9 protein-coding genes and 2 pseudogenes are annotated in these 13,491 nt (G+C 47.8%); 3 read left to right on the top strand and 8 right to left on the bottom strand.

Annotated features, from left to right (window positions below; translation table 11 throughout):
* Window positions 1-11: 11 nt before the first annotated feature.
* Complete coding sequence (locus C0Q44_RS08795) at window positions 12-947, bottom strand: ABC transporter ATP-binding protein (RefSeq protein WP_105406920.1); 936 nt, start codon at window positions 945-947, stop codon at window positions 12-14.
* Between the two features lie 210 nt (window positions 948-1,157).
* On the opposite strand from C0Q44_RS08795, the gene C0Q44_RS08790 reads away from it, so the two are divergent.
* Both C0Q44_RS08790 and C0Q44_RS08785 read left to right on the top strand, forming a co-directional pair.
* On the top strand, window positions 1,158-2,369 hold the full coding sequence (locus tag C0Q44_RS08790; RefSeq protein ID WP_105406919.1) for a sensor histidine kinase: 1,212 nt from the start codon (window positions 1,158-1,160) through the stop codon (window positions 2,367-2,369).
* 21 nt (window positions 2,370-2,390) lie between these two features.
* Window positions 2,391-3,079, top strand: a pseudogene (locus C0Q44_RS08785) (response regulator transcription factor).
* Between the two features lie 78 nt (window positions 3,080-3,157).
* On the opposite strand, the gene C0Q44_RS08780 reads toward C0Q44_RS08785, so the two are convergent.
* From C0Q44_RS08780 to ftsE, 5 genes are all read right to left on the bottom strand, one after another.
* Window positions 3,158-4,486 (bottom strand): PDZ domain-containing protein, encoded by a 1,329-nt coding sequence (locus C0Q44_RS08780; RefSeq protein WP_105406918.1) that lies wholly within the window; start codon window positions 4,484-4,486, stop codon window positions 3,158-3,160.
* Between the two features lie 63 nt (window positions 4,487-4,549).
* A complete protein-coding gene (locus C0Q44_RS08775; protein WP_105406917.1) occupies window positions 4,550-6,022 on the bottom strand; it encodes a S41 family peptidase in 1,473 nt (490 codons plus the stop codon).
* Window positions 6,023-6,158: 136 nt separating this feature from the next.
* Complete coding sequence (locus C0Q44_RS08770) at window positions 6,159-7,439, bottom strand: murein hydrolase activator EnvC family protein (protein ID WP_105406916.1); 1,281 nt, start codon at window positions 7,437-7,439, stop codon at window positions 6,159-6,161.
* Between the two features lie 187 nt (window positions 7,440-7,626).
* Window positions 7,627-8,544, bottom strand: a complete 918-nt coding sequence (ftsX, locus tag C0Q44_RS08765) for a permease-like cell division protein FtsX (protein WP_105406915.1) — start codon at window positions 8,542-8,544, stop codon at window positions 7,627-7,629.
* A complete protein-coding gene (gene ftsE / locus C0Q44_RS08760) occupies window positions 8,534-9,220 on the bottom strand; it encodes a cell division ATP-binding protein FtsE (protein ID WP_105407659.1) in 687 nt (228 codons plus the stop codon). The genes ftsX and ftsE overlap by 11 nt, the downstream gene beginning before the upstream one ends.
* A 253-nt stretch (window positions 9,221-9,473) precedes the next feature.
* Between ftsE and C0Q44_RS08755 the strand changes: the two genes are divergently transcribed.
* A complete protein-coding gene (locus C0Q44_RS08755; protein WP_105406914.1) occupies window positions 9,474-10,907 on the top strand; it encodes a VanW family protein in 1,434 nt (477 codons plus the stop codon).
* A gap of 226 nt (window positions 10,908-11,133) precedes the next feature.
* On the opposite strand, the pseudogene C0Q44_RS08750 reads toward C0Q44_RS08755, so the two are convergent.
* Together C0Q44_RS08750 and C0Q44_RS08745 are read right to left on the bottom strand one after the other, a co-directional pair.
* Window positions 11,134-12,694 (bottom strand): annotated as a pseudogene (locus tag C0Q44_RS08750) (MDR family MFS transporter).
* A 72-nt stretch (window positions 12,695-12,766) separates the two neighbouring features.
* The gene (locus C0Q44_RS08745) at window positions 12,767-13,462 is read right to left on the bottom strand and encodes a hypothetical protein (protein WP_105406913.1); all 696 of its coding nucleotides are present in this window, start codon (window positions 13,460-13,462) and stop codon (window positions 12,767-12,769) included.
* Between the last annotated feature and the right edge of the window lie 29 nt (window positions 13,463-13,491).

Raw genomic sequence — 13,491 nt, 5'->3', positions numbered from 1 at the left:
TCTTGTTCCCCCTAGTCCCGAAGCGTACGCCCGGTCAGATTGAGGAACAACGTTTCCAGATCCGGCTCTTCGACCTTGAGCGACTGAATGGATACTTCATGTTTGCTGCAAATGAAGAGCAGATCCTGGAGATCCTGCTGTGCCGAGGGCAGCGTAATGGTCAGTGTATTCTCTGAAACGTCTACCATCCGCACACGGGGGTGAAGTTTCAGTTCTTCCACGACGTCGGGACCGATACCGGAAGTGGAGAGCACTACTTTTTCCTCCGATGCTACCCGTTCTCTCAGCTCTGCTTCAGTCCCACAGGCAATAATTCGCCCCTGATCCATAATTGCAACCCGTTGACTAATCGCAGCCACTTCCTCCATGTAATGACTTGTATATATAATCGTTGAACCCATCTTGTTAAGTGTGCGTACCGATTCAAGAATATGATTCCGAGATTGCGGATCAATGCCAACGGTCGGTTCATCCATAATAATTAGATCCGGGCGATGTGTAATCGCACATGCGATGTTTAACCTGCGTTTCATACCGCCAGAGAAGGTCGAGGGGGCATCCTTTGCTTTATCCTGCAACCCTACAAATTCAAGGGACTCCTGCACTCTTTCCTTAAGCAATTTTCCACGCAGTCCATACAGTCTGGCAAAAAAGGTCACATTCTCCGCAGCAGACATGGTTTCGTATAAAGCCAGATCCTGCGGAACCAGTCCGATCTTGCGCTTTACTTCAAGCGGTCGCTTCTTGACCGAGACCCCATCTAATCTGATTTCACCCTGATCCATATTCAGGAGCCCTGCAATCATGCTGATGGTGGTACTTTTTCCTGCTCCATTGGGACCAAGCAATCCAAAAATCTCGCCTTTACCAACACTAAGGTTCAAATGATCCACGGACAGCTTGCTGCCGTATCGTTTTACTACATGATCTACTTCAAGTATGCCCATCCCTTTTACGCCCCTTTTCCGTTTCGGCCTTCGCCGCTGGATTTCATAATTTTATTGTAACGGATCGCAATCTGTAGCGAAGGTACAAAAAGTCATGAATCGAAGGTGACTTAAGTCATCTCCTGATTCGAATGCTGCTTATGGTATAATCAAGGGCGCATTACCAAGAGATTTTCTACTCCACTTTTATATAAAGGATGTCATTTACATATGCCAATGCGGTTTCTGCAATACGGATTAATTATCGTTCCAGCAGTACTGTACATATTGATGCTGCCCTTGGAAAACGAAGCTATCTACACCCTGTATATCATCATCGCGCTTGGACTCTCCGTGTGGAAAGATTTTAACCGTTCAAGTACACAGCAATGGCTGTTGCTTCTGGCCGAAATACTCTGGAGCTGCTGGCTGATTGCTTCGTATGGACCATTTATGTTTTTCCTCTCTCTATCCGTGCTCTACGTGTATATATACAGACTGGTGGGAAGTTGGAGATGGTTGATGTTTGCAATTCAGCTTGTCGCTAACAATGTCGCTTTGCATTGGCATTATTGTGCCCCACAGGCACCGCAGCGAGGGTTAACCACACTAAATACAACCGCCCCTACATTACTCTCCGCAGAGACAACTGCGATGGTTCTTGGCAACCTGCTTCTGCTCATCACAGCGGCTCTGTCCTGGCAGGGATCAAGAACGGCGAGCAGCCGCGGACAACTGGAACAAGTCTATGACGATCTTCGCAGCAAACATTACGAGCTACAAGAAACTCGTGCGCAGCTGCTGTTATTTACAAAGAAACTTGAAGGAGTGGCTCAGGCAGAGGAACGTACCCGTATCTCCAGACAGCTTCATGACGATATCGGTCATCGACTGATTCGCACCAAAATGATGTCGGAAGCCGCCCTGCTGACCCTTCCCCTGAATATGGAACAAGGAACGGAAATGGTGAGACAGATTCGCGATCAATTGGCCGATAGTATGGATGATATGCGCAGCACACTACACAAACTGCAACCTAATTCCTATGCATCCAAAGCCTACGCCCTGGATCGTCTCCTAGAGGAAGTCGGCAGAGATACCGGCGTGAAGACAAATTATGAAGTTCATGGCCCATCCCATGTACTGTATCCCAGCATACAAATCGTTTTGTTCAAAAATGCCAAAGAAGCCTTGACCAATGCCCTGCGACACGGAAATGCTTCTTCAATCACAGTGGAGCTGGTATTCGGGGATCAGGAAGTGTGCATGAGTGTAAGTAATGATGGCAAAATCAATCCTCATTCTTCCAAGCGAAATGGCATAGGACAGGAAGGCATGCTTCTGCGCACACAAATGGTGGGAGGAACCTTGGAGATCCAATCGGCTTTTCCGTATACAGTGATTACATGCATTCCATTAACGAACCAGATGGATATACTCTGAAAAAAGGAAGTGAATGTTCTCATGTCCGAACGGAATGATGTGAACCAAAACAATGATTCAGCCCAGCTCCCACTTATTCGGCTGATTCTCGCAGACGATGATTACTTCATTCGTGAGAGCCTGAAAGTGCTGCTTGGACTGGACTCCGGCATTCGCGTTACAGGCACGGCCTCAAATGGGCAGGAAGCGTTGGAATTGATTGAAGCAGGAACGCCTGCGGACGTGGTGTTGATGGATATTCGGATGCCGGAATGTGACGGAGTTGAAGGTACCAAACGCATAAAGGCACGTTTCCCTGAAATCCAGGTGCTCATGCTGACCACGTTTGACGACGATGAGTATATTATTCAGGCATTACAGAATGGAGCAAGCGGTTATTTGCTCAAAAACGTCCCCCAGAGCGGATCATTCAAGGCATCAAGACCGTGCATAACGGAGATATGTTAATCCATCCGGATATTGCCCGCAAACTGGCAGGACTACTACGCCCTGCTGCGACTCCCCAGATACAGAATTCAATCGAAGCTTATGGACTGACACGTATGGAGCTAGCGGTTGCCGAGGCCATATCAGAGGGCTTATCCAATAAGGAAATTGCCGCCAAACTGTTCCTCAGTGAAGGCACAGTCAAAAACTACGTCACAGATATTCTCGGCAAGCTAAGCTTGCGTGATCGGACTCAAATCGCCATCTTTATGTTAAAAAAATAACAAAAAGGTATTTCCCTTGCCTGTGAAGGCGCTCGGAAATACCTTTTTTTTCATTTCAGCATGTATGCAAATGCTTATTTACATCTCGACTGACCCTTTATCATTAACAACAGGGGCAGGCGGCAGTGCCAGTGGAGCTTCATCCCTGTGTGGTTTTTTCAGACGGGCTAATAATTTGAGGTTTATGATATGAAACAACGTCAGTGGACGTAATCGAATCGCCCAGACCTCGTGATTGTCCGGTGCCATTATAACCCCAAGCTGATGATGCTCCCCTTCATAGATCGCTCGTTGCATGAATTTGCTTTCCCCCTGATGATTGCGCACCTCGAGCTTGCAAAAAGCCGGGTTCATCCGCAAGGCACGATGCAACTCTTCCGGCGAATGAACTAACTTACCATTCACCTTGTACAACGTCTCTCCGGCTTCAATCCCCAAATCTGCAGCAGGACTCTCCGGAATAACAGCCAATACTTTCAAACCATGCTGCGGATGAACAAATATCGGACTGCGATTTTGCTCTTCAAATGCACTGTACCATACCAGGAACTCGTGCCCGATGAATGCAATCAGTGCAGCAACGACCATGAGTGGAGACCACCATGCAGCAAGCAAACTGATCACGAGCAGGCTTGTCCCGTAGAGCAGCAGCCGTTTCGCAGAAATCTGTACTTTCTGTCCTGGAAGCATACTCTGCGTTATCTCACCAAATCCGAGCATGATCGGTAGCGCAACCAGCATGTATCCATTACCCACATTCAAGAGGGGACTCCATGCCAGCTCTGCACCACTTCCTGTGACCGGAACAAGAATCAGTAGCGGAATGGCCCAGAACTGTTGCAATTGATATCCTCCGACCAATTTTCCGCGTTTGCCTTCAAAAAGCAGCGGTGATGCCATCGATACCCCCTGCATGCCTACCAATAGGGCTTCACCCATATGTAGAAGGCCTGCCAGGACAAGCAGTGCAGGCATGTCCAGTGTACGCAGCGTCTCCGTGACACTACCCAGCCAACCGACTGGCTGCCAGCCTGAAGCCAGGTTCAAGCCAAATTGCAATACACCCAACAACCCAGCCGCGTAGGCGAAGCACAGATACCGGATACGGAACAAGGATAGTACTAACGTTGCAGCCCATATACATAGCAGACTTCCCAGTGTAAGGTGCGCACCGAGAAATAGGGACACCATCGAGACCATCGTACCAATGACTATACCTCCGAGCACGGCACGGATCGTCTGTGTGATCGAGCTTTGCAAACGAACATGAAACAATTTACGTTCCTGCAACAACTGACGATGATAGATCAGCGCAATCAGAATCACCGCTATATAATAAAACGGCTGAATAAACAACTGCAACAATGCTTCGCCTAATGTAGTTAACCACACCCATACCCATTCCATTGTGGTCGGTCACCCCTTCCTTCAGCCGGTTCAGAAAAAAAGAAGGCTGAAAATCAGCCTTCTTTATGGCTTCGACACAGCGGACGAAATATCCTTTGAGACATTTTCGATCGCGCGTTTCAGCTGTGCATCATATTGAGGATTGGCAATACGTTCAATCAGAGCCGCTTCAAGTGATTCAGCGGTTTTCTCATCAATCTGGCCTGTGGCCTGCATGCCCTTCTGCTTCTGGAATGCCTTGACCGCTTCTTCTGTCTTCTGGTCGTAGTATCCGTCCACACGATCCGGTTTGAAATCGAGTCCTCTCAGCATCGTCTGTGCACTTTTCACATCCGTGCTATTGCTGTCATATTGAAGTGGCAACTTCTCTTTGTTAATCGGTGCCACCGAGAAATAATCCGGCTGGTCCACCGCAATATCCGGCTTGATTCCTTTTTCATGAATCCAGTCCCCGTTTGGCGTAAGCCATTTGGCAATGGTGATCTTCAGCAAGCTGCCATCACCCATCTGTTTGTCATAACTCGTCTGTACGGTTCCTTTACCAAAGGAATTCTCACCAATCAGCTTAGCGCCTGCTGATTGTTGCAATGCACCCGCCAGAATCTCCGATGCACTCGCGCTACCTTTGTTCATCAGTACCGTAACTGGATATGGTTTGGCTGAACCACTGGATTTGCTTTGTTCTTTTTTGCCATTCTTGTCTTCCACTTGCACAATGACCTTGCCTTTGGGAACGAACTGTTCAGCAATATCAATGACCACTTGCAGTACACCGCCGGGGTCATTCCGCACATCAATGACCAGACCCTTCATGTTCTGCTTCTCAAGCTTCGCCAGTTCTTCCTTGAAGCGATCACCTGTATTCAGAGAGAATTGGGTAATAGAAATCACGCCGATTCCGTTATCTTCCATGTGAGCATATACCGTCTCCAGATCAATGTCATCACGTACAATGACAAATTCAATCAGTTCGGAAGTTCCAGCACGTTTAACCTCTACTTTGGCTTCACTGCCCTTTGGACCTCTGATCTTGTTAACCGCTTTGTTCAGTTCCAGCCCTTGAAGAGATTCGCCATTTACAGACATAATCATGTCTTTCGCACGAATTCCTGCTTTCTCGGCTGGTGATCCTTTAATTGGGGAGACGACAACCACATTCCCATCCTGTGAGGATACCTCTGCACCAATACCGGTAAATGAACCTTCGATCGACTCTTCAAACTGGGCAGCCGTTTCCTGCCCCATATAGTTAGAGTACGGATCACCAAGAGATTCCATCATGCCGTTGATCGCACCATCAATCAATTTGGTCTGATCCACGTCTTTGTAATAGTTACTTGAGATCAAATCCATCGCAGTTTCAATCTTCTTCAAATCGTTCTTCTGCTGCGTATTGCCGGTTACACTGGCCAGCAAACCTTCGCCCGCTGTGGTCTGGCTTGCTATTCCCGGATAAGCCATTAATACCAGGGTTAGCAGACTTCCGCCAAGAAGACCTACAATGACAAGCAGCAGCGCCGATCTTTTTTTCATCATCCGTTTGTCACCGCCTTTAGTTTTGAAGCGTGTCCGATTCCATTGTCGCTTGAATCCATTCCCTGAACATGCCAGCTTAGTATATGTCTAGCTTGTACGGAATATGTTTTTTCCATTCGATTCATGCACCAGAAAATTACAAATAGTTCATTGGGTTCACTGCGGTACCATTATCCCGCACTTCAAAGTGCAAGTGAGGTCCCGTAGAGTTGCCTGTATTACCTGACTCAGCAATGGTATCACCTTTGCTTACATTGTCTCCCTTGCTGACTTTAAATCCACCTTCGCGCAAGTGACCATATAACGTCCATAGTCCGCCACCATGGTCTACAATAACGGTGTAACCATAACCACTATACCATTCCGCCATGATCACGATTCCGCCAGAAGCAGCATGTACCGAAGTTCCCTGAGGAACAGCAAAATCGACACCTGCGTGCATTTTACCCACTACACCCGTAATTGGATGGGTGCGGGGGCCGAACGGAGAAGAAATACGCCCGCCAGATACCGGTCTGGAGAAGATCCCATTACCGGAGGAATACGTTACCTCACTGCTGCTGTCCGAGCTGACTCTGGTTGGTGTTTTGGCTGCAGCTTTCGCCCGGGCTGCAGCAGCCGCTTTTGCTTTGGCAGCGGCTGCTGCCTGCTGTTCACGCAATTTATTTTTCTCTTGAAGAAGCGCTGAACGTTTGCCGGCAATCTGCATTAATACATCTTCCTGCTCTTGCGTCAACTCTTCCGACTCTTCAATCTTAGCATCATATGAAGCGAGAAGCACTTGCTTCTCCCCTTCTTTTTCATTCAACTGAGACTTGCGATGTTTCTTCTGTGCATACAGGCTCTTGGCTTCAGCATATTGCTGATCCAGTTCTACCTTTTTGTCCACGACTAGCTGCTTGTCCGTTTTGTGTTCATCCAGCAGATGTTGATCCTGATCCACGATCGTTTTCAAAGAATCTGCACGAGTCAGAAAATCAGTGAAACTGGTGGAGGACAACAATACATCCAGATAGGATACAGCACCGTCCGTATACATGAGGCGTACACGTGACTCCAACAGTTTCTCACGTGCAACAATACGTTCTTCTGCCGCTTGCAGATCTTTCTTGGTTGTACGGAGATCTTCCTCCGTATTCTCAATCTGCAGGGATACGCTGGCCAGTTCATCACTAACGACATTGATCTGTTCCATGACGACCTTCAGATAAGCATTGGTTTTGTTCTTATAATGCTGAGCTTCCTTTTTGTTGGAAGCAGCCTTTTTCTGCTCTTTTTTGGCAGAAGCCGCTTTGTTCTCCAGTTGCTGGATCTGCTGGTCAATATCACTGATGCTACTCTTGGCATATCCGTCAGAAGGTTGAAGCGTCATACCGGCCAATAACGCAAAGGCCAGTAGCGAAGCAGTTTTTTTCAAAATGATGATCCCCCATCCTATGATTTCACAAGAAAGCAACCTGCACAGGTGGTGAACAGCATGTTCTTTGCTTTCTTCCAACTTATAAAGCGTCCGTCTTTCCTACATATCGTCAAACAGCGTCCATTAATGAACTGTTTTACCATTCCTTTCGACATTCTCTGCAATTCGATCGTTGAAAACAACATTAAACGTTGAGTGATTTTCGAATGGAAAGTGTACTTCCCAAAATTCCTACCAGCACACCAAGACCGACCAACAATGTTCCAAACAGCAACCAGATATCACCGAGCGGAATCAGATTAAGCATCTGCATAAATACATCCTGACCTATGGTGGACATCAACTGGCTGTATCCAAAGAAAAGCAACCCAACCGTAATGACCGATCCAATAAATCCAATGAGTGCACCCTCAATAAAGAAAGGCCAGCGAATAAAGGTATTGGTTGCTCCGACCAGCTTCATGATGCCGATCTCATGGCGACGGGCCAGAATCGTTACGCGAATCGTATTCGAGATCAGGAACATTGACATCAGACCCAGTCCCCCGACAAAAATAAATCCGATGTTACGAACAAGCTTCGTAAATTTGAACAACACTTCCACCGTTTCCTTGCCATAATTCACTTTCATGATCGGCTTTTCCGGGTGTTTTTCGTTCAGTGCTTCGATTTTTTGCGCCACAAAATTGACGGTTTCCGGTTCAATGACCTCAACTTCAATCGTCTCCGGCAGTGGATTGTTATCCACATCGAAACCGCTAAGCACATTATCTGCACTCTCTCCAAGACGTTCACGGAACTCCTGAAGTCCTTCTTCTTTGGAGACAAAGCGAATCTCACTTACTTCTGGCATTGCGCTGATTTCCTGCTCCAGTGTGTTACGCAGGTTCTCGTCCACATTGAGTTCCAGGAAAGTGCTGATCTCCACCTGGCTGTCTACCTGATTCGCCATGGAATTCACATTGAGAACAAGCAACATAAACACGCCGAGGATCAGCAGTGAAACAATAATGGACATGATGGAAGCCAAAGACATCCAGCCGTTGCGGAATACGTTTTTGAATCCCTCCCGCAAATGGCGCAAGAGAGTACTAAAATTCATAACCGTATTCTCCTCTCATCTGATCCCGTACAATATGTCCACTCTCAATGGCGATAACCCGTTTACGCATCGTATTTACGATATCTCTGTTATGAGTAGCCATGACAATTGTCGTACCCCGAAAATTAATTTCATCCAGCAACTGCATGATCCCCCACGACGTCTCCGGATCAAGGTTACCCGTAGGCTCATCCGCAATAATAACCGATGGGTTGTTCACGATGGCACGCGCGATAGCAATACGTTGCTGTTCTCCACCTGAGAGCTGAGAAGGTTCACGATTGGCCTTGCTGCGGAGCCCCACCAGATCGAGCACTTCCATGACCCGTTTCTTGATGTGACGCTTAGGCGCTTCAATAACTTCCATAGCAAATGCTACATTCTCAAACGCCGTCATCCTAGGCAGCAAACGGAAATCCTGGAACACAACGCCGATGTTGCGGCGGACATAAGGAATCTTCCGTGGCTTCAACTTACCAATATTAAATCCGTTAATGGATATTTGTCCTTTGGTCGGAACTTCTTCTCTGTACATCAGTTTCATAAATGTCGATTTACCTGCGCCGGACGGACCGACGATATAAACAAATTCATTGCGGTCGATCTTCACCGACACCCCTTGTAATGCGTGGGTCCCATTGGCGTAGGTCTTCCACACGTCCTGCATTTCTATCACATCATCACTTCCTGCTCGCATAGTTAGCCTTTATCATTTCGACACATTCCCGGCATTTCCTTTAAAAAGACCTGAATTCCATCAGGAAAAATCCACTTCGCTTCAATTACGATGTTGAAGCATGGATTCATATGAAGTTTATTGTAACAAATTTGTTACCTATTGAGTACCCGAAAGTTTTCCTGCATTGGATCATATATATAGAAAGTGTTACAAAGTGCGGGACAACAGAAGTATAAAGGAGCGTACGGTTATGAAAAAAATACATCTGACGGTCATTGTTCTCTTTTTAATCCTCTTGATCGGCTCCGCGTCCTATGGATTGTTGTATATGTACGTGAATCAACCTTCCATTCCCAAAGATGTGCATGTTGGTGGCTGGGCTGTAGAAGGGAAGAATCGTAAGGAAGTGTTGCTTGAACTGGGTGAGCAGATTAAAAAGCTGGAGGACTGCCCTGTCACCCTTGAAGTGGCTGAACCCGATCCCGTGACGATGACGTATACCACAGCTCAGGTCGGAGTGAGTTACAACGTTAACCACTTCAAGGCCGCGTTACAGCAGCTAGAGGAAGGGAACCTGTGGGAACGTACGTCTGCACGCTACCATTTTCCCAAAGCGTTTTCTCTGGATACGACCTATGATTTAAGACCATTACAAGCGCTTCTCAGTCCTGCCTGGGAAAAAGAAACCTTCGGAACACCTGCGAACGCCGTTCGCCGCATTACCGCAAGTGACAGCATTCAATACATCCCCGAAAAGGGCGTCCGCCGAATCGACTGGGATGAACTCACAAGTCTCATCCAGACGAAACTGCACCGGGATTTCGGCTCTTTAAAGTATGATGAGAAACCCGCCCCACTGCTAATTCAGGTACCCTTGTATACGCTGAAACCTGAAGTGACCATCGACTCGCTACGTCAGGAAGGCATTGAGCGGAAGATCATCCAGTTCTCCACAGGTCTTGGTAACAGCAGTGAAGGCCGCGTACATAATGTCAGCGCTGCAGCAGAAGCCATTAACGGCATGATTCTAACACCCGGTTCCATATTCGATTATGAGAAGATCATCCGTAAAGCTGAGAAGGATTATGGGTTCCGTGAGGCACCGGTCATTGTGAATGGACGACTGACTCCCGGTATTGGCGGTGGCATCTGTCAGGTATCCAGTACGGTATATAATGCTGCTCTGTTGACGGGTCTTGATATTATTGAACGCCGCAATCACTCCCTGCCCGTCAAGTATTTACCGAAGGGGCTGGATGCCACCTTCGCCTCCGGAGCCATTAACTTTCGATTCAAAAACAATACCGGCAAGTCCCTGCTCATCCATGCCGAGGTGAAGAACCGGAGTTTGGTAGTGAAATTCTTCGGCACGTTCCCGGAGAATATCAGCTATGCACTGGAATCACGTACCATAGAGACCTTAAGCGTTCCGGTGAAGTACGTGTCCAGCACAGTTCTGCCCGATGGTGCACAGCAGGTGCTGCAAAACGGACAGCCCGGGTATATCGTCGAGACTGTACGAATCAAAAGGATTGATGGCAAAGTGGTTGAATCCAAAACGATCACTCGTGATACGTACAAAGCACAGAATCGCCTGATAGCCCGGTCAGGTCACAGCAGCCTGCCTTTTCCACAAGAGCCTTCTGTTGTCGAGGATGGGATCAGCGATACGAGACAGCCTTAAAGCTCCAAGATGTCTGTGTCTGTGGTCAAAAAAAGGGCCTGTTGCTCGCTGTTGTTACAGATCAGATTGTGAGGATCATCAAAAAAAGACACACTTCTCATGTAACCTATTGGGCTACATGAGAAGTGTGTCTTTCGCTTGTTTCAGATTCATGGTCTGGTCTAACATGTTCAGCAGCTATGTACTAGCTGTAACAGCTTAAACGAATGGTTCATCGCGGAGCCACTTAATGCCCGCCTGTATATTCGCCTTGCTCTTCCCCTACAACCATCTTCTCTTTCCCCATGAAGAAGGAAGCGATTAAAGCCAGTGCTGCTGGAATAGCAGCCCAAGCGAACAGTTGTATAATGGAAGACGACAATGCATGCGTGATGGTTTCGAGTACCTGTGGGGAATCGCCTGTCTGAGCTCTGGTGAGAGCAGTGCGTGTGGATCGGTCAGATCCACTCCCTGAGGTAGACCCCCCGCAGGACTTCCTGCTGCTGCACCCGCTTCTCCTGCCGCTCCAGCAAGGGCATCATTCATTTTGCGTGTAAACACCTGACTCTGTACGATGCCAAAGATGGTAATCCCCATCGTCATGCCAAGTGAGCGCAAGAAGTTAAGCGTGGAACTGGCCGCGCCGCGTCTACGTGGTTCGAATGCATTCATGGCCGCATTACTGAGCACCGAGAAGGATGCACCGACACCCAAACCAACCAGTACCATGTAGATGCGAATCGTCCAGAGGGATGAACTCTCATCCAGCGTAGTCAGTAATCCAAGACCAAGGACAAGGAGCGCCAGTGTAGGAATCATAATATTGCGGTACTTGATTTTGGTCATCAGCACCCCACCCATGGAAGCCGTTACCACAGACCCCAGCATCATTGGAAGCAATACCAGACCAGAGTTGGTTGCTTTCCCACCGAGCACGCCCTGAATGAAGATAGGGATGTACACGGATGCTGTAATGAAGGCCGCACCGCTGAACATTGCGATAACGTTACTGGACCAATACACCCGATTGCGGAACATGTTGAAGGAAATAATCGGTTCCTTGGCTTTCGTCTCCGCGTACAGAAAGAGAAGGGCAAGCACGATAAATCCGGCAAACAAGCCAATAATCTGCCATGAACCCCAGGCAAACGTTTTGCCGCCCAGCTCCAGACCGAAGATCAGACACACGACAGCGCCAATCAGCGTTACAGCACCCAACCAGTCGATCTGTTGGGATTGATGCTGATGGGATTCTTTGTAGAAGAATGCAATAAACAAAAAGGCAATCAAACCAAGCGGCAGGTTGATATAAAATACCCATTCCCATGTCGCATACTCCGTAATGTAAGCACCAAGCAATGGGCCAAACACGCTAGATAGTCCGAACACTGCTCCAAACAAACCGCCCAGTTTTCCCCGCGATTCAGGTGCAACGACATCAAACATAATCGTAAAGGCAATCGGTACCAGTGCACCCGCACCAATCCCCTGAATTGCTCTGTACATCGTCAATTCAACAATAGACGTTGCCGTTCCGCACAGCGCCGAGCCAAGCATAAACACAATAATACCAAACACAAAAAACTTCTTCCGTCCATACATATCGGATAACTTACCGAAGATCGGCATTCCTGCCATCTCAGCTACCATGTACGCGGAAGTAACCCAGACGAACTTGTCGAGTCCGCCGAGCTTGCCGACAATATCCCCATCGCCGTAGCTACAATGGTATTATCCATTGAGGCCATCAGGATGCTAAGCAGGAGACCTGCCAGCACGAATCCAATCTTGTTTTTACTTGCAGCCATTGTACTCAATCTCTCCATTCACGATCTATTCATATGACTGCATTAGTATATCCGAAAAGGTATTGCCGATAATCAGTCCAAGGACCGATTGCTTTGCAACAAAACTTCCGATTGTGGATGAATATGCAGGGAAGATCGGTATTCCACAGTACCAATCCGGCAGCCCGGGCCAATTTTAATTGTATCTCCTCGTACAACCTCCGCCTCCGTATTCTCTAATTCAATCTCGTCACCTTCGATTATTCTGACCTTGAGAATGGACTGATTCTCCGTGAACAAGCTATTCAGCAGTTTAGCCCGGCCACTCTTCACATATATGATGGAACCGCCCATTTCCCTAACCTCGGATGGCCCCATAATTCTAAGTGTCATCTGTTCAGCGCTGAGCATACCTGCGATCGTGAGACTCCCATTCAGCTTGAAATTCTCCGCCTGACAGTCACCGGATAGATAGAGTTCACCGACCACTTTCATATTCTCCGCTTTGGCATGCAGGTCAGAAATATGGACTGCGTCGTTCTGACCATCGGAGCTGGCAGCTCGCTCTGTCAGGGTGAGGGTTCCCGTGATTTTGACATCTGTGGCTTCAAGAGATCCGTATATGACCGACGTACCGGTACATTTGAATTGATTACAGTATAGATTGCCGTTAAATGAAGAATCCCCCACTGTCTTGACCTTACCGTACACCCCGCCAGCAGAACTACCTTCACCGACGATGCTGATATCGCTTTTTCGGTCCAATGAATGCCCTGGATTAGTATTCAAATCGATCTCATCCCTTTCTCTCCAATTCC

Source organism: Paenibacillus sp. PCH8, assembly GCF_002968835.1.
In the GTDB taxonomy this organism is placed as follows: domain Bacteria; phylum Bacillota; class Bacilli; order Paenibacillales; family Paenibacillaceae; genus Paenibacillus.
Note: the sequence above shows the minus strand (reverse complement) of the source record. Positions and strands in the feature narration are given on the sequence as shown.